At 59.7% G+C, this 17116-nt stretch carries 17 protein-coding genes; 6 read left to right on the forward strand and 11 right to left on the reverse strand.

Annotation, left to right across the window (positions count from 1 at the left end; all coding sequences use genetic code 11):
* Positions 1-3 precede the first annotated feature (3 nt).
* Positions 4-2001, forward strand: a complete 1998-nt coding sequence (gene betT / locus AB4P92_RS18105; RefSeq protein WP_042561474.1) for a choline BCCT transporter BetT — start codon at positions 4-6, stop codon at positions 1999-2001.
* Between the two features lie 183 nt (positions 2002-2184).
* Here betT and choV read toward each other — a convergent pair whose 3' ends face one another.
* From choV to AB4P92_RS18125, 4 genes are all read right to left on the reverse strand, one after another.
* Positions 2185-3363, reverse strand: a complete 1179-nt coding sequence (choV, locus tag AB4P92_RS18110; RefSeq protein WP_200617175.1) for a choline ABC transporter ATP-binding protein — start codon at positions 3361-3363, stop codon at positions 2185-2187.
* On the reverse strand, positions 3360-4205 hold the full coding sequence (gene choW, locus AB4P92_RS18115; RefSeq protein WP_042561472.1) for a choline ABC transporter permease subunit: 846 nt from the start codon (positions 4203-4205) through the stop codon (positions 3360-3362). Before choW ends, choV begins: the two co-directional genes overlap by 4 nt.
* Positions 4206-4271: 66 nt before the next feature.
* Positions 4272-5219, reverse strand: a complete 948-nt coding sequence (locus tag AB4P92_RS18120; RefSeq protein WP_042561471.1) for a choline ABC transporter substrate-binding protein — start codon at positions 5217-5219, stop codon at positions 4272-4274.
* Between the two features lie 205 nt (positions 5220-5424).
* Positions 5425-5691, reverse strand: coding sequence for a hypothetical protein (locus tag AB4P92_RS18125; protein WP_147282618.1), 267 nt, complete (start codon positions 5689-5691; stop codon positions 5425-5427).
* Between AB4P92_RS18125 and AB4P92_RS18130 the strand changes: the two genes are divergently transcribed.
* Both AB4P92_RS18130 and AB4P92_RS18135 read left to right on the forward strand, forming a co-directional pair.
* The gene (locus AB4P92_RS18130; RefSeq protein ID WP_115147144.1) at positions 5654-7030 is read left to right on the forward strand and encodes an L-serine ammonia-lyase; all 1377 of its coding nucleotides are present in this window, start codon (positions 5654-5656) and stop codon (positions 7028-7030) included. The genes AB4P92_RS18125 and AB4P92_RS18130 overlap by 38 nt on opposite strands.
* A 566-nt stretch (positions 7031-7596) precedes the next feature.
* The gene (locus AB4P92_RS18135; protein ID WP_007949927.1) at positions 7597-8700 is read left to right on the forward strand and encodes a GlxA family transcriptional regulator; all 1104 of its coding nucleotides are present in this window, start codon (positions 7597-7599) and stop codon (positions 8698-8700) included.
* 105 nt (positions 8701-8805) lie between these two features.
* Here AB4P92_RS18135 and AB4P92_RS18140 read toward each other — a convergent pair whose 3' ends face one another.
* From AB4P92_RS18140 to AB4P92_RS18160, 5 genes are all read right to left on the reverse strand, one after another.
* Complete coding sequence (locus AB4P92_RS18140; RefSeq protein WP_395597958.1) at positions 8806-9069, reverse strand: hypothetical protein; 264 nt, start codon at positions 9067-9069, stop codon at positions 8806-8808.
* Positions 9070-9454: 385 nt separating this feature from the next.
* Positions 9455-9931, reverse strand: a complete 477-nt coding sequence (locus AB4P92_RS18145) for a thioesterase family protein (RefSeq protein ID WP_395597959.1) — start codon at positions 9929-9931, stop codon at positions 9455-9457.
* 215 nt (positions 9932-10146) lie between these two features.
* Positions 10147-11112 (reverse strand): L-carnitine dehydrogenase, encoded by a 966-nt coding sequence (locus AB4P92_RS18150; RefSeq protein ID WP_395597960.1) that lies wholly within the window; start codon positions 11110-11112, stop codon positions 10147-10149.
* A 141-nt stretch (positions 11113-11253) separates the two neighbouring features.
* Complete coding sequence (locus tag AB4P92_RS18155) at positions 11254-12141, reverse strand: 3-keto-5-aminohexanoate cleavage protein (RefSeq protein WP_395597961.1); 888 nt, start codon at positions 12139-12141, stop codon at positions 11254-11256.
* Between the two features lie 75 nt (positions 12142-12216).
* Complete coding sequence (locus AB4P92_RS18160) at positions 12217-13161, reverse strand: choline ABC transporter substrate-binding protein (RefSeq protein WP_395597962.1); 945 nt, start codon at positions 13159-13161, stop codon at positions 12217-12219.
* Positions 13162-13353: 192 nt separating this feature from the next.
* Here AB4P92_RS18160 and AB4P92_RS18165 point away from each other — a divergent pair, with 192 nt between their 5' ends.
* Positions 13354-14298 (forward strand): GlxA family transcriptional regulator, encoded by a 945-nt coding sequence (locus tag AB4P92_RS18165; protein ID WP_042561464.1) that lies wholly within the window; start codon positions 13354-13356, stop codon positions 14296-14298.
* 90 nt (positions 14299-14388) lie between these two features.
* Here AB4P92_RS18165 and AB4P92_RS18170 read toward each other — a convergent pair whose 3' ends face one another.
* Both AB4P92_RS18170 and AB4P92_RS18175 read right to left on the reverse strand, forming a co-directional pair.
* Entirely contained in the window at positions 14389-14805 is a 417-nt protein-coding gene (locus tag AB4P92_RS18170; protein WP_042561463.1) for a DUF3010 family protein, read from the reverse strand.
* Positions 14806-14852: 47 nt separating this feature from the next.
* Positions 14853-15254, reverse strand: a complete 402-nt coding sequence (locus AB4P92_RS18175; protein WP_042561462.1) for a lysozyme inhibitor LprI family protein — start codon at positions 15252-15254, stop codon at positions 14853-14855.
* A gap of 234 nt (positions 15255-15488) precedes the next feature.
* Here AB4P92_RS18175 and AB4P92_RS18180 point away from each other — a divergent pair, with 234 nt between their 5' ends.
* Positions 15489-16466 carry a dipeptidase gene (locus tag AB4P92_RS18180; protein WP_034153590.1) on the forward strand — a complete coding sequence of 326 codons (978 nt, stop codon included), beginning with the start codon at positions 15489-15491 and terminating at the stop codon, positions 16464-16466.
* 105 nt (positions 16467-16571) lie between these two features.
* Positions 16572-17102, forward strand: coding sequence for a DUF5943 domain-containing protein (locus AB4P92_RS18185; RefSeq protein ID WP_047303843.1), 531 nt, complete (start codon positions 16572-16574; stop codon positions 17100-17102).
* Positions 17103-17116: the final 14 nt, after the last annotated feature.

The raw sequence follows: 17116 nt of genomic DNA on the forward strand, positions 1-17116 counted from the left end.
GCCATGAGTTCTGCCTCGCTAATAAAGACCCCGCCCGAGAAGGTGACGGTCAACGGTTGGGTGTTTTACACCTCTACCGCGCTGATTCTGTTGTTGACCGCCATTCTGATTATCGCCCCGCAAGAGGCCGGCAGGATGTTGGGTGTGGCTCAGGCCTGGTTGTCGCGCAGCTTCGGCTGGTACTACATGGTGGTGATCGCCGCTTACCTGGTGTTTGTGGTGGGCCTGGCGTTTTCTTCCTACGGCAAACTCAAACTGGGCAGCAAGGACGACACCCCTGATTTCAGTTACGGCGCCTGGGCGGGGATGCTGTTCTCGTCGGGTATCGGTATTTCGCTGTTGTACTTCGGCGCCTCCGAACCGCTGGATCACTACTTCAATCCGCCTGAAGGCACTGCCGGCTCCAACATGGCGGCGCGTCAGGCTGTACAGCTGACTTTCCTGCACTGGGGCCTGCACGGCTGGGCGATCTATGCACTGGTCGGTCTGGCCGTGGCGTACTTTGCTTACCGTCATAACCAGCCGCTGGCACTGCGTTCGGCGCTGTATCCGCTGGTAGGCGAGCGTTGGGTCAAAGGCGCGGCCGGTCACGCGGTGGACGGCTTCGGCATGTTCGTGACCCTTTTGGGTCTGGTGACCAACCTGGGGATTGGTTCGCTGCAAGTGTCGTCGGGCCTTGAAAACCTGTTCGGCATGGAACACAGCAACACCAACCTGCTGATCGTGATCATTGTGATGAGCACCGTGGCAACCATCGCGGCGGTGTCGGGTGTGGAAAACGGCATCCGTCGTCTGTCCAACCTGAACATCGTGCTGTTCAGCGGTCTGCTGATTTTCGTGCTGCTGTTCGGCCCGACCTTGCACTTGCTCAATGGCTTCGTGCAGAACATTGGCGACTACCTCAACGGCATCGTGCTGAAAACCTTCGACCTCTACGTGTATGAAGGCAGCGCCGAGAAAACCGAACGCTGGATGGGCCTGTGGACGCTGTTCTACTGGGCGTGGTGGATTTCCTGGGCCCCATTCGTCGGCATGTTCATCGCGCGGATTTCCCGTGGTCGGACCGTGCGTGAACTGGTCGCCGGTGTGCTGCTGATTCCGCTGGGCTTCACGCTGGCCTGGTTGTCGATTTTCGGTAACTCGGCCCTGGATCTGGTGATGAACCATGGGGCGGTTGAGCTCGGCAAGACGGCGCTGGAACAGCCGTCGATGGCGATCTATCAGCTGCTTGAGCATTACCCGGCGTCGAAGATTGTCATTGGTGTGTCGATCTTCGTGGGCTTCGTACTGTTCCTGACCCCGGCCGATTCCGGTGCGGTGATGATGGCCAACCTTTCGTGCAAGGGCGGCAACGTCGACGAAGATGCGCCGCACTGGCTGCGGATTTTCTGGTCGGCAGTTATCACGCTGGTAACCATCGGTCTGCTGTTTGCCGGTAACTTCGAAGCCATGCAAACCATGGTGGTGCTGGCCGGTCTGCCGTTCTCGGTGGTGCTGGTGTTCTTCATGTTCGGCCTGCACAAGGCGATGCGTCAGGACGTGCAGATCGAACAGGAGCAAGCGCAACTGGCCGAGCGTGGTCGTCGTGGTTTCAGTGAGCGTCTGACGCAACTGGATCTGCAGCCGAGCCAATCGGTGGTTCAGCGTTTCATGGACAAGCAAGTCAGCCCGGCGCTGGAAGATGCGGCCGCGCAAATGCGTGCGCAGGGTCTGGAAGTACAGACGCTGCTGGGTAAATCCAAGCGTTGCATGGGCGTGCGCATCGAAATGGAAGAGGGGAACCCTTTCGTTTATGAAGTGAGCCTGGAAGGTTACCTCGCGACGCCGACTGAATCTGTGGACTCTGAAGAGGCGCGCCAGCGCTACTACCGCGCCGAGGTGTACCTGCACAACGGCAGCCAGGATTACGACCTGATGGGCTTCACGCAGGATCAGATCACGCGGGATGTGCTCGATCAGTTTGAAAGCCATCGGCAGCTCCTTGGCCGGGTGTACAGCTAGGTAATGAAGGAGGCGGTGTTTCTGTCTGAAGCACCGCGTTGCCTCCTTTAAAAGATCGCAGCCTTCGGCAGCTCCTACATTGATCGCATCCCCCTTTAGGAGCTGCCGAAGGCTGCGATCTCTTGATCTTCACTCAAACAAAAACGCCGCGATCCTCTCGCGGCGTTTTTGTGTCTGCGGGGCTTACCCCAGGTTCTTGCCCAGCAACGCGTGATACAGCTCGCTGTCGCCCAGGATCCCCACCACATGATTGTTATCGTGCAGCACCAGTTTGTTGCCGGTCTGGTAACGAATCTGCAACGCATCGCGCATGCCGATATTCGAGTCGACCAGCGTCGGCCGGCGCTCCAGTCCTTCCACCGCTTGCCCCGGTACCCAATTCTGCAAGTCGAGGGCCGCGCCGTTCTGCCGCGCGCCTCTGATGGTGTTGCCTTCAGCCAGGTCCAGCCACGAATCGCCGCCCGGATCGAGACACACCGAGCCGTTGATGCGTTTGCACTTGTCCAGCGTGCGCATCAGGCTGCGACCGCACAGCACGTTGAGCGGGTTGGTGTGCGCGACGAAGGTGCGCACATAGTCGTCCGCCGGGTTCAGCACAATCTCTTCCGGCACGCTGTATTGAATGATCCGGCCGTCCTTCATGATCGCGATGCGGCTACCCAGTTTGAGCGCCTCATCGAGGTCGTGGCTCACAAACACGATCGTCTTGTTGAGCTTGCGTTGCAGCTCCAGCAGTTCATCCTGCAAACCCTGGCGGATCAACGGGTCGAGTGCCGAAAACGGTTCGTCCATCAGCAGAATATCGGCATCCATAGCCAGCGCCCGGGCAAGGCCCACACGTTGCTGCATGCCGCCGGAGAGTTCGTCAGGCTTTTTGTTGCGCCATTGGGTCAGGCCCACCAGTTCGAGTTTTTCATCGACCAGTTTCTTGCGTTCCTTTTCCGGGCGTCCCTGCATTTCCAGACCGAAACTGATGTTCTCGCGCACCGTCAGCCAAGGCATCAAGGCGAATTTCTGGAACACCATGGCGATGCGTTTGGTGCGCATCATTTTCAGTTCGGCGGGCGTGCAGGAGGCGATGTCGATCTGGCGGTTTTCATGCTCGACGAACAGCTTGCCGCGGCTCACGGTGTTGAGGCCGTTGATGCAGCGCAGCAGGCTCGACTTGCCGGAGCCCGAGAGGCCCATCAGCACGCAGATTTCGCCTTTGTTGATGTCCAGCGTGGCTTTTTCCACACCAACGATTTGCCCGGTCTTTTTCAGGATCTCGTTGCGGGTCATGCCCTGATCCAGCAGCTTGAGTGCCTCGCGCGGATCTTTGGAGAAGATTACGTCGACGTCTTCGAAGCGAATTATGCTCATGCGTCACCCCCTACTTTGGCGTCGGGTTGTTTGCAGATACGGTCGAGCATGATCGCCAGCAGTACGATCGCCAGGCCTGCTTCGAAGCCCAGGGCGATATCAGCAGTGTTCAGTGCGTTGACCACCGGTTTGCCGAGTCCGTCGGCGCCCACCAGTGCCGCGATCACCACCATCGACAACGACAGCATGATGCATTGAGTGATGCCGGCAGCGATGCTCGGCATGGCGTGAGGCAATTCGATCCGTGAGAGCAATTGGCGACGCGAGCAGCCGAAGGCCTTGCCGGCGTCCATCAGTTCTTGCGGGACATCGCGGATGCCCAAGTAGGTCAGGCGGATGGGCGCCGCGATGGCGAACACCACCGTGGAGATCAGGCCCGGCACCACACCCAGCCCGAAGAGGGTCAGGGTAGGAATGAGGTAAACGAAGGTCGGTACGGTCTGCATCAGATCGAGTACCGGGCGCATCACCGTGTAGAACATCGGCTTGTGCGCGGCGATGATGCCCAGCGGCACACCGATCAGCACGCAGACAAAGGTGGCGAATAACACCTGGGCGAGGGTTTCCATGGTTTCCTGCCAGTACCCCAGATTGAGGATCAGCAGAAACGAAGCGACTACAAAAGCGGTGAGCCCCCATTTGCGCTGGATCAGATGCGCAATCAGGGCGATGAGGCCGATCAAGACCAGCGGGTTGAACCAGGTCAGCGCAAACGTCACGCCGTGGATCATCGTTTCCAGCGTCACGGCAATTGCGTCGAACGTGTTGGCGCCGTGTTGCGTCAACCATTCAACGAATGCCGCGATGTACTGGCCTAAAGGTATTTTCTGATCAATCAGCATGGTAGTGAACGTCCGCATGCAAGGAAATAAACAGCCCGGGCAGGCGAACCTGCCCGGCATAAGCGATTACTGGGCTAACTTGGCTTTCACGGCCTCCAGGCCAGGCTTACCGTCAATGGTGGTCACGCCAGCGAGCCAGGTATCGAGCACCTGTGGATTCTTTTTCAGCCAGGCCTTGGCGGCCGCGTCAGGCTTCATCTTGTCGTCGAGGATGTTGCCCATCAGTTCGCTTTCCATGTCGACGGTGAACTCCAGATTCTTCAGCAACTGACCGACGTTGCTGCATTCCGTGGCGTAACCCTTGCGGGTGTTGGTCGCTACGGTGGCCGCACCGAAATCGGGGCCGAAGAACTCGTCGCCGCCGGTCAGGTATTGAATCTTGAAGCGCTTGTTCATCGGGTGCGGCGCCCAGCCGAGGAACACCACCTCGGTGCCACGGCGCGACGCGCGGTCAACCTGCGAGAGCATGCCCGCTTCAGACGATTCGACGACTTTGAACCCGGCGGTTTTCAGGCCGAAGGCGTCCTTGTCGATCATGCTCTGGATCAGACGGTTGCCGTCGTTGCCAGGCTCGATGCCATAAATCTTGCCGTCGAGTTCTTTCTTGAATTTGGCGATGTCGGCGAAGTCATGCAGACCTTTGTCATACAGGGCTTGCGGCACGGCGAGGGTGTACTTGGCGCCGGTGAGGTTGGTGCGCACGGTTTCCACGGTGCCGGCGTCGCGGTAGGCCTTGATGTCGTTTTCCATGGTCGGCATCCAGTTGCCGAGGAACACGTCCATGTTCTTGCCGTCGGCCAGCGACTTGTAGGTCACGGGTACGGAGATCATGGTGGTCTTGGTCTTGTAGCCGAGGGCGTTGAGGACGACGGAGGTGGTAGCGGTGGTGGCGGTGATGTCGGTCCAGCCAACATCGGAGAAATTTACGGTACTGCACTGTGCCGGTTCTGCAGCTTGCGCCAGTAACGGCAGACTCAGCATGGCGGCCAACAACAACGACGGGGAACCTTTCATGGATGGACTCCTTGGTGTTTTTTTTGGCAGTGTTCCGACTGGACCACCGCACTTATGGGTTGCGGTTGGATGGCGTTCTGGAGACAGCTCTACCACGTCGCCTTGCAATCGAGTCATAACGATCATGTACCAGTGAAAATCTGACGCCTACAGGGGGGGTCGTATCCAGTACAGGGATGGTCGCATCCAGTGTCAGTGACGTCGTTTACAGCTTTTTTCTGCCCTGTCTGGCCATCTGAACTGCATAAAAACGGCGCAAACAGGCGTGAAAACCGGTACGGCGTTCGTGGACATGAGTGCGTCGGTGCCAGACGCCGTGCGAGCCATCAAAAGCCTGATGATGCGGGCATTCCGGCGGATCGCAGCTTGAGCGTAGCAGCTCCGCCAGCGGGCGCTTAACGCCCCGGATCAGCATCTTCAGGAGCTCTGCAGCAATGGCTATCAGCGTTTTCGACCTGTTCAAAATCGGCATCGGCCCTTCCAGTTCCCACACCGTCGGGCCAATGCGCGCGGCGGCCTTGTTCGTTGAGTCGCTGCGTGACAGGCATCAGTTGGAACAGGTGCGGCGCATTGAGGTTCAGCTTTTCGGTTCGCTGTCGGCCACGGGCATCGGTCACGGCAGCGACAACGCGGTGATCATGGGGTTGATGGGTGAGTGGCCGGACGCGATCGATCCGTCGCAGATCGGCCCGCGCATCCAGGCCCTGCGTGAAACCCACACACTCCTTTTGGATGGTCGCTTGTCGGTGCCGTTTGTCTGGGCCCGCGACATGCGCCTGATCGAGGAAAACCTGCCGTTCCATCCCAATGCCATGACCCTGGTTGCCGAAGGCGATCACGGCGAGTTGCATCGCGACACCTACTATTCGGTCGGTGGTGGATTTGTCGTGGATGAGGCGCAGGCGTCCAGCGGCGTGGTCGATCTGGATCGCACCGAGTTGCCTTATGACTTTTCCAGCGCCGTCGAGCTGCTGGAGCTGTGCAAAAAGCACAACCTGCGCGTTGCCGAATTGATGATGGCCAACGAGAAGGTCTGGCGCAGTGAAGAAGAGATTCGCGCCGGGCTGATGAAACTGTGGCGGGCGATGCAGGATTGCGTCGAACAGGGCTTGAAGCACGAGGGCATCCTGCCCGGCGGTTTGAATGTGCGTCGCCGCGCGGCGAAGTTGCACCGTAGCCTGCAGGAGCTGGGCAAGCCGAATGTGATTGGTTCGACACTGAGCGCAATGGAGTGGGTCAACCTGTTCGCCCTCGCCGTGAATGAAGAGAACGCCGCGGGTGGGCGCATGGTCACGGCGCCGACCAACGGCGCGGCGGGGATCATTCCGGCGGTGTTGCACTACTTTATGAAGTTCAGCGAGGCGGTGACTGACGCCAATGTCGTCGATTACCTCCTCGGTGCGGCGGCGGTCGGGATTCTGTGCAAGAAGAATGCGTCGATCTCCGGTGCTGAAGTCGGCTGTCAGGGCGAAGTCGGCTCGGCGTGCGCGATGGCGGCGGCGGGGCTGGCGGAGATTCTTGGCGCCACACCCGAGCAACTGTGCAATGCGGCGGAGATAGGCCTGGAGCACAACCTTGGGCTGACGTGCGATCCGGTAGGTGGTCTGGTGCAAGTGCCGTGCATCGAGCGCAATGCGATTGCGGCGGTGAAAGCAATCAATGCAGCGCAGATGGCGTTGCGTGGCGACGGGCAGCACTTTATCTCGCTGGACCGGGTGATTCGCACCATGCGCGATACCGGCGCCGATATGCATGACAAATATAAAGAAACGTCGCGCGGTGGCTTGGCGGTGAGCGCGGTTGAGTGCTGAGTCAGCTCCACCGAGGTGAATTCTTCGTCGGAACGCCGCCCGGAGACAAGCTCGCTCCCACATTGGAACCTGGCGTTCATACATTTTTGTGTTCACTGGAGATCTACTGTGGGAGCGAGCCTGCTCGCGAAGGGGCCAGACCAGTCAAAACTGCGCGCTAAGTGAACACGGCTAATCAATCACGCCACCTTTTAGCGCGTCGCAATCAGATAAGAGTCTTTCCCAGCTGTTACAGGCAATCGGCACCCCCTACCGTCCGTCACCCGTGCCTTAGGTGACATTCCCCGGCAACCGTGCGCAAGCCAGTTCCCACAAGTGCTACCGATATGCTCACACCCATCGGGGCAGGGCTTTCACTGGCGTCGATGGCACTTCTAAATACCCTTGGTCGGACGTCTCGAATAGACACGTCGCGACGTCGTTTTCAGGAGTTGTTGAACGGCCATTCAATTTTAGGCATGGCAATTGCTCTGTCATAACAAAGCCCGTCTCCCCTGCGAGAACGCCGGCAATAACAAGAGCCTCCGCCTGAGGCCATCACCCGCTTTGTGTGAGGAGATACCGCGATGACGTCGTTCAACTCCGGGGCCCAACCCCAGAACCGTGCGCCTCAATCCATCGGCTTTCTGCTGCTGGACAATTTCACGCTGATTTCTCTGGCCTCCGCAGTTGAACCTCTGCGTATGGCCAATCAATTGTCCGGTCGCGAGCTGTATCGCTGGAGCACCCTCACCGTCGATGGCGGCCAGGTGTGGGCCAGTGACGGTCTGCAAATCACCCCTGACGCCTCCATGCACAAAGCGCCACCGCTGGACACCGTGATCGTCTGCGGTGGCATCGGCATCCAGCGCACCGTTACCCGTGAACACGTCTCATGGCTGCAAAGCCAGGCGCGTCAGTCCAAACGTCTCGGTGCCGTGTGCACCGGCAGTTGGGCCCTGGCCTGCGCCGGCCTGCTCGACGGTTTCGATTGCAGCGTGCATTGGGAATGTCTGGCGGCGATGCAGGAAGCTTTCCCGCGCGTGGCGATGAGCACCCGCTTGTTCACCCTCGACCGTAACCGTTTCACCAGCTCCGGCGGCACCGCGCCGCTGGACATGATGCTGCACCTGATCAGCCGCGATCACGGCCGTGAGCTGTCCGCCGCGATCTCGGAAATGTTCGTCTACGAGCGTATCCGCAACGAGCAGGATCACCAGCGTGTGCCGCTCAAGCACATGCTCGGCACCAACCAGCCGAAACTGCAGGAAATCGTTGCGCTGATGGAAGCCAATCTGGAAGAGCCAATCGACCTTGATGAACTGGCGGTGTACGTCGCCGTGTCGCGTCGGCAGCTCGAGCGCCTGTTCCAGAAATACCTGCACTGTTCGCCGTCGCGCTACTACCTCAAGTTGCGCCTGATTCGCGCCCGGCAATTGCTCAAGCAGACGCCGATGTCGATCATCGAAGTGGCTTCGGTGTGCGGTTTTGTGTCGACGCCGCACTTCTCCAAGTGCTACCGCGAATACTTCGGCATTCCGCCGCGTGACGAGCGCGTAGGGTCCAACACCACCCAGCAAGTGGCGATGCTGCCGCTGCCGCAAGCGATTGTGATGTCGCCGCTGTCGGGTCCGATGTCGGCGTTGAGCCAGGCGCGCAATGAGTCGACGTTTGCCAGTGTAAGGCTGTAGAGCGAGTCATCGTTCTTCGCGAGCAGGCTCGCTCCCACCTTTAACCGAGTTCTTCCATGAGAATTCTGTCGAATGTGGGAGCGAGCCTGCTCGCGAATGGATTTATCAGGCGCTATGGCTTTGCTGGTAGTCCGCCAACGCTGGCAGCAACTGTTTGTCGATGGCCTGACGCACTGCGGGCTGGATGCTGGCGCCACTGGTGTACATGTCCTTGACCATCTTGCGCAGCTCGGATGCCCTTACATTATCCAGCCCACGCACCGCACACTCACAGGCCCGCTCGGCCGTGGAGCCACTTGGCACCTGAAACCCCAATGCCTTGAGCTGTCCCAACAGGTCTTCCTGATCAATCAAGTCGGCGTACATCATGAGGCGAATCCTTCTTCGGCAACGGAGGTCGTGGTTCGATTCTGGTAGGCGGGTGAAGTGACGGCAAGAGCGATTTGTCGCAGTGGCCGCGACGGCTATGAACAGGTCGTTTTCGGCTAACTCGCTGTGCAGGGGAGTCGGCACACTGAACTCAGCTTGCAACACGAAGGTTTGGTCACCCTCGCATCGCAGCTCCTCAACAGTAGCCTCTGCCCCGATCCAGTCACGGCTGGTATCGGGGTTTTTTTTGGCTGTGAATCAGCAAGACCGAGGTGGATTCATCGCGGGCAAGCCAGCTCCCACAGGTTTTGGATCTGGACACCTTTTTGTGACCAACGCCTAACCCTGTGGGAGCGGGCTTGCCCGCGATGAACGATGACGCGGTCTACCGGGCAGGCGGCAGGGCGATGACGCGGCCTATGTAAGTGGGGGTGGGCAGGTCGGTTTGCGCGGCGACGATGGCTTGCAGGTGATTCAGCGTGTCGGGGGTGAACGGTGCCGAGCGTGGGCCGGAGAGATCGACATGGAGCAACATTTGCTCGTTGCCGGCCAGTTCCTGGGGATCGCCGACTTTGTGCAGGCTGTGATAGAGGTGCAGGCGCTTACTGTCGTGGCCGATGATTTGCGTGTGCACTTCGACCTCGGCGTCGAGCTTCACTTCGTGCAGGTAGTTGAGGTGCAGTTCAAGCGTAAACAGCGAGTGGCCGCTGGCTTCGCGGTTGTTGCTGTCCATGCCGAGGCGATCCATCAGGGCGTCGGTGGCGTAGCTGAAAATCAGCAGGTAAAAGGCATCGCGCAGGTGGCCGTTGTAGTCGACCCAGTCGGGGATGATGCGGGTTTGGTAGGTGGTAAGGGTGGGCATGATTGGGTTCCGGGCTGTTGGATGGTCTTCAGGATCAAAAGCTACCCCCTCACCCCAGCCCTCTCCCCCAGGGGGGCAAGGGGGAAAGGGAGCCGATCTTTATGCGATTTAAAACTCGTTTTCGGCTCGGTAATTCAGGTCGGCGTCACTCGCACGAGCACCTCGGACCTCTGGGAGAGGGCTAGGGTGAGGGCAGCAATGTCATGCCAAACGCATCACTCGCTGAAACTCATTCCATGCTTTTCCTTGGTAGTCCTGACCGCCTCCAGTACCGCTAGCAGGCAATCATCACGATAGCGCTCCAATGCCGAAATACTACGTTCGCCAAGCTGCTCGCTGGTGCCATCGACCACGTCATCAATCAACTTGTCAGTCAGTTCCGGGGCCGGCAGATAGGTCCACGGCAACTGCAAGGCCGGGCCGAATTGCGACATGAAGTGGCGCATCCCGGCATCACCACCGGCCAGCGTGTAAGTCAAAAACGTGCCCATGAACGACCAGCGCAGACCCGCGCCAAAGCGGATGGCATCGTCGATCTCGCCCGTTGTGGCGACGCCGTCGTTGACCAGGTGCAGCGCCTCGCGCCACAGCGCTTCAAGCAAACGGTCGGCAATAAACCCCGGTACTTCCTTGCGCACGTGCAGCGGGCGCATGCCGAGGGATTCGTAGACTTTCATAGCCGCTTGCACGGCTTCAGGCGCGGTGTTCTTGCCGCCGACCACTTCCACCAACGGCAGCAGGTAGACCGGATTGAACGGATGGCCGACCACACAGCGTTCCGGGTTGGTCGAGCTCTCGTAAAACTCGCTCGGCAGCAGGCCAGAAGTGCTGGAACCGATTAACGCGTTCGGCTTGGCAGATGCGCTGATTTTGCTGTGCAATTCCAGTTTCAGTTCCAGACGTTCCGGAGCGCTTTCCTGAATGAAATCGGCATCACGCACGCATTCTTCGATGGTCGCGACGAAGCGCAGACGATCCTGCGAAGCGCCCGGCGCCAGGCCGTTTTTCTCCAGCGCCCCCCAGGCATTGGCGACGCGTTTGCGCAGGGCCGTTTCAGCGCCGGGCGCCGGGTCCCATGCCACGACATCGAGGCCATGGGCGAGGGCTCGCGCGACCCAGCCGCTGCCGATGACACCGCTGCCCAGCGCGGCGAAGGTTTTGATTTCGGTGATAAAGCTCATTGGTCATGTCCTAAAGAGTTCGCAGAACCCTGTGGGAGCGGGCTTGCCCGCGATGGCGTCGGCACTACTGAAAAAATCTGTCGGTAGAACAGCCGTCATCGCGGGCAAGCCCGCTCCCACAAGGTCATGGGTAAGTTCGAATTAACCGCGCTGGGTCAGGCCCATTTTCTTGCGACCTTCAGCCGGAGTCAGCACGCGGGCGCCGAGGCGGCTGAGGATTTCGGTGGCGCGTCCGACCAGTTGGCCGTTGGTCGCGAGCACGCCCTTGTCCAGCCACAGATTGTCTTCCAGGCCGACCCGCACGTTGCCGCCGAGCAGCACGGCTTGCGCCGCCATCGGCATCTGCATGCGGCCAATGCCGAACCCGGCCCACACGGCATCCGCCGGCAGGTTGTCGACCATGGCTTTCATGGTGGTGGTGTCGGCCGGCGCGCCCCACGGGATGCCCAGACACAGCTGGAACAACGGGTTGTCGAGCAGACCTTCCTTGATCATCTGCTTGGCGAACCACAGGTGACCGGTGTCGAAGATTTCCAGTTCGGCCTTCACACCCAGCTCGGTGATGCGTTTGGCACCTGCGCGCAGTTGCGCCGGGGTGGAGACGTAAATGGTGTCGCCGTCGCCGAAGTTCAGCGTGCCGCAATCGAGGGTGCAGATTTCCGGCAGCAGTTCTTCGACATGAGCGAGGCGGGTCAGCGGGCCGACCAGATCGGTGTTCGGGCCGAACTCCATCGGGTTCTCGCCAGCGCCGATTTCCAGGTCGCCACCCATGCCGGCCGTGAGGTTGACGATGATGTCGACGTCCGATTCGCGGATCCGCTCCATCAGTTCGCGGTACAGCGCTACGTCACGGCTGAACTTGCCGGTCTGTGGGTCACGGACGTGGCAATGCACCACCGTGGCGCCAGCCTTGGCGGCTTCCACGGCGGCTGCAGCGATCTGTTTCGGGGTGACCGGCACGTGCGGGCTGCGGGCGGTCGTGTCGCCAGCACCGGTGAGTGCGCAGGTGATGATGACGTCGTGGTTCATGGTGCGGTTTCCTTCAGGCGTGATGGGTCTGTCCGCAGCCCTTGTCGGGCTGCGAAGCGGTGATTCAGGGGTGATTTACTTGCTGGTCAGTTGCAGGTTTTCAGCGGCCGGTTTGCCATCGAACGTGGTCACACCTTCCAGCCAGCGCTGCTTGTCTTGCGGGTGATCCTTGAGCCATTGCCGGGCGGACTCGAAGGCGTCCTTGTGATCGAGCAGCGGTTGCATCATCCGGCTCTCGTCTTCGGCGGTGTACGTCAGGTTGGTCAGCAGGCGACCGATGTTCGGGCATTGTTCGGCGTACTTGGGCGACGTGACCGTCCATACGGTGGCCATGCCTTCGTTCGGGCCGAGGGCGTCTTCGCTGCCGGTGAGGTAAGTCATCTGCACGTTGACGTTCATCGGGTGCGGCGCCCAGCCGAAGAACACCACGGCCTCTTTGCGGCGCACGGCGCGATTAACCGCCGCGAGCATGCCGGCTTCGCTTGATTCGACCAGTTGGAATTTGCCGAGGCCGAACTGGTTCTTGGCGATCATTGCCTTAATCTGCGTGTTGGCGCCCGAACCCGGCTCGATGCCGTAAATCTTGCCGCCCAGTTCTTTCTCGAATTTGGCGATGTCGGCGAAGGTTTTCAGGCCCTTGTCAGCCAGGTAAGTCGGCACAGCCAGGGTGGCGCGGGCATCTTTGAGGCTAGGCGCTTCGAGGACCTTGACCTGATTGGCGTCGACGAACGGCGTGATGGTCTGGGTCATCAGCGGGTTCCAGTAGCCGAGGAACAGGTCCAGACGCTGATCGCGGATCCCGGCGAAGATGATTTGCTGGGATGCGCTGGTTTGTTTGGTGTTGTAGCCGAGGCCGTCGAGCAGAACCTGGGTCATGGCACTGGTAGCGATCACGTCGGTCCAGTTGACCACGCCCATGCGTACGTTCTGGCAAGACGCGGGTTCGGCCGCCATGACGCTGGCGCTCAAGAAAGCGGTACCGCTGAGTGCAAGAACACAGCTGCTGATCAGTCGTTTCATGTCGGGTTCCTCGGCAGGTCGTTTATTGTGGTTCCCGGCGTCTGATGCGCCGGTGATGCAAAGTTACGCAGCAATGCGCCCGTGAAAGCGCACTACGGCGACCGGCACTTGCACTGTAGCGACCTGTGCGCTTGAACGCTGACGACAATCGGCGTATCAACGACCCACGCTACCCGCCAACCGAGTGCGCCCATGTCCCAGGATTTCTACTTTTTGCTGATGCCGGGGTTTTCCGCGATCGGCTTTATCTCCGCGATCGAACCTCTACGGGTGGCCAACCGTTTTCGCGGCGAGCTGTACCGCTGGCATGTTCTGAGCGCCGATGGCGGGGCAGTGCTGGCGAGTAATGGCATGTCGGTCAATGCCGACGCAGCGCTTGAACCATTGAAGAAAGGCGCGACGCTGTTGGTGGTCGCCGGATTCGAACCGCTGAAATTCGCCACGCCAACGCTTGAGCACTGGCTGCGCCGCCTGGATAACGAAGGCGTCACCCTTGGCGCCATCGACACCGGCAGCTTCGTCCTGGCCGAGGCGGGCCTGCTTGAGGGCCATCGCCTGACCCTGCATTGGGAAGCCATCGATGCGTTCAAGGAATCTTATCCACAGCTCAGCGTGACGCAGGAGCTGTTCGAGATTGACCGACGGCGCATCACCTCGGCCGGTGGCACCGCTTCCATCGATTTAATGCTCGACCTGATCGCCCAGGCCCACGGCCCGCAACTGGCGATCCAGGTCAGCGAGCAATTTGTGTTAGGCCGCATCCGCCCGCGCAAAGACCACCAGCGCATGGAGGTCGCCACGCGTTATGGCATCAGCAACAAGAAACTGGTGCAGGTGATTGGCGAGATGGAACAACACAGCGAACCGCCGCTGAGCACGCTGCAACTGGCGGAATCGATCAAGGTCACGCGGCGACAACTGGAGCGCTTGTTCCGGCTGCATCTGAACGACACGCCGAGCAATTTCTATCTGCGCTTAAGGTTGGAAAAGGCCCGGCAGTTGTTGCGCCAGACGGATATGAGCGTGCTCGAAGTCAGCATTGCCTGCGGGTTTGAATCACCGTCGTATTTCACTCGCAGCTACCGGGCGAAGTTCGCACGCTGTCCGCGAGAAGACCGCCGTACTGCCCAAGCCTGAAAATCAAAAGATCGCAGCCTTCGGCAGCTCCTACATGAGATCCCCTGTAGGAGCTGCCGAAGGCTGCGATCTTTTGATCTTGCTGTTTGCTTACTTCTTCACCAACGTCGAGCACGCCGCTTTATAAGCCTCATGCTGATACTTGTTCAGCGTCCCCGGCAGCTCGAAATTGTGCTTCTTGGCCTGTGCATTGATCGTCTGCGGCGACAGCAGCGTCACCTCACACCCATCGAGCAACTGAAACACACCCTCGATCTTGAACGTCGTCGGCCCACCGGCAAATTCACCTTTCTTGCTGCGCTTCTTGATCGCAATCCGGTCAATCGAATTCTCCCGCACAAACGACGCGACCTGCGCGGCGAAGCGTTTGACGTTGGCTGCCTCGTCATCGTCTTCGAGGGCGATTTTCTTGGTGGCGAGAGGGATGTGGCTCAGGGTCGAACCGTCGAGAGCGGCCACGGCGATGATCGCTTCGCTGCCTTTGATTTCGATGCCGCAGATGTTCATGGGTGTCCTTTGATTAGCTATAGATGTGCAGCTTACAGATCAGACACTCACTCCTGCCCAATCGACTCCAAAAACTCCGACCGCTCGTCACTCATCCGCGCCACGCAATCGTTCTGCGCGATCTTGAATGCTTTGCTGCCGTCCGTAGCCGGGAAGGCTTCTACCGCGCAATCGGCGTCCCGCGTCTTCAGCCATTGCTGCTGGGCAGTTTTGAGTTTGGCGGTGATGTCAGCCAGTTGCGTCGGGTTCTTGCCGTATGCGGTTTGCATGCGTTCGGTGAGGCTGGCGTAGTTGTCCTTGAGCAGGTCTTCAGCCGCGGTGCGGCTGTAGGCTGAGCACTCCAGGGTCTGCACGTCGTTTTCGACTGCGTCGCACGGGTTGTTGTCGGACTCTTCGGCGGCGTGTACGCCGGTCGCAATCAGTGCCAGGGCCAGGAAGATCGATTTCATTGAGGTCGCCGCTCTCATCCAGTGGTGTATCCAAGATGCGGGGGATTCTGGCTCAAGCTTGCGGGCTTGAACAGGTGGCTGGTCGGGCCGCCTGATGACCCTTTGTCGCGGATTGACGCTTTCGGCAATTCCCCTGTCGTTTTTGCACCCGGTCGCCCCTGCACCGAGGCATATGCTGGCCCCAAAGCGCCGGCAGACGATTCGGCGCATGAATCGCCAATAAGGGGACGCCTGATGAGCCCAGCCGAATTACACGCCGACAGCATCGTTATCGACGGTCTGATCATTGCCAAATGGAACCGCGAGCTGTTCGAAGACATGCGCAAGGGCGGTCTGACGGCGGCCAACTGCACTGTGTCGGTGTGGGAAGGCTTTCAGGCGACCGTCAACAACATCGCTGCCAGCCAGAAGCTGATCCGCGAGAACAGCGATCTGGTGATGCCGGTGCGCACCACCGCCGATATCCGTCGCGCCAAGGAGCAGGGCAAGACCGGCATCCTCTTCGGCTTTCAGAATGCCCATGCGTTTGAAGACCAGATCGGCTATGTCGAGGTGTTCAAGCAGCTCGGCGTCGGCATCGTGCAGATGTGCTACAACACCCAGAACCTGGTCGGCACCGGTTGCTACGAGCGTGATGGCGGGCTGTCGGGGTTCGGTCGCGAGATCGTCGCCGAGATGAACCGCGTTGGTGTCATGTGCGACCTGTCCCACGTCGGTTCCAAGACTTCCGAAGAAGTCATCCTCGAATCGAAAAAACCGGTCTGCTACTCCCACTGCCTGCCGTCGGGGCTCAAGGAGCACCCGCGCAACAAGTCCGATGAAGAACTCAAATTCATTGCCGACCACGGCGGTTTCGTCGGCGTGACCATGTTCGCGCCGTTCCTCGCCAAGGGCATCGATTCGACCATCGACGACTACGCCGAAGCCATCGAATACGTGATGAACATCGTCGGCGAAGACGCCATCGGCATCGGCACCGATTTCACTCAGGGCCACGGCCAGGACTTTTTCGAATACCTGACCCACGACAAAGGCTACGCCCGCCGTCTGACCAGCTTCGGCAAGATCATCAACCCGCTGGGCATCCGCACTGTCGGCGAGTTCCCGAACCTGACTGAAACCCTGCTCAAGCGCGGCCATCCCGAACGTGTGGTGCGCAAGATCATGGGCGAAAACTGGGTCAACGTCTTGAAAGACGTCTGGGGCGAGTAACGCTTTCCAAGACCGCCGCCGAACTGCCCCCTCTCCTGTGGGAGAGGGCTGGGGTGAGGGCTGCGGCCAACACTGAATCTAAAACTTTTCTGGAGTTAAGTTTCCATGGCCAAGATCGCCCCGCAATTGCCTATCGAAGTCGACAGCGAAACCGGTGTCTGGACTTCCGACGCCCTGCCAATGCTGTACGTGCCGCGTCACTTTTTCGTCAATAACCACATGGGCATCGAGGAAGTGCTGGGCGCCGAAGCCTACGCCGAGATCCTCTACAAGGCCGGCTACAAATCTGCCTGGCACTGGTGCGAAAAAGAAGCTGAATGCCACGGCCTGGAGGGCGTTGCGGTGTTCGAGCACTACATGAAGCGCTTGTCGCAGCGCGGTTGGGGGCTGTTCAAGATTCAGGACATCGACCTCGATAAAGGCACCGCCAGCGTCAAGCTCGAGCACTCGGCGTTTGTCTACGTCTACGGCAAGGTCGGGCGCAAGGTCGACTACATGTTCACCGGCTGGTTTGCCGGCGCGATGGATCAGATTCTTGAGGCTCGCGGCAGCAAGATTCGCACGGTTGCCGAGCAAGTGTACGGTGGCTCCGAAGAAGGCCACGAAGACGGCTTGTTCACCGTCAAGCCGTTGTAAGTCGAGGAACCCGT

It is taken from the genome of Pseudomonas sp. A0308, from assembly GCF_044218815.1.
GTDB lineage: Bacteria > Pseudomonadota > Gammaproteobacteria > Pseudomonadales > Pseudomonadaceae > Aquipseudomonas > Aquipseudomonas iridis.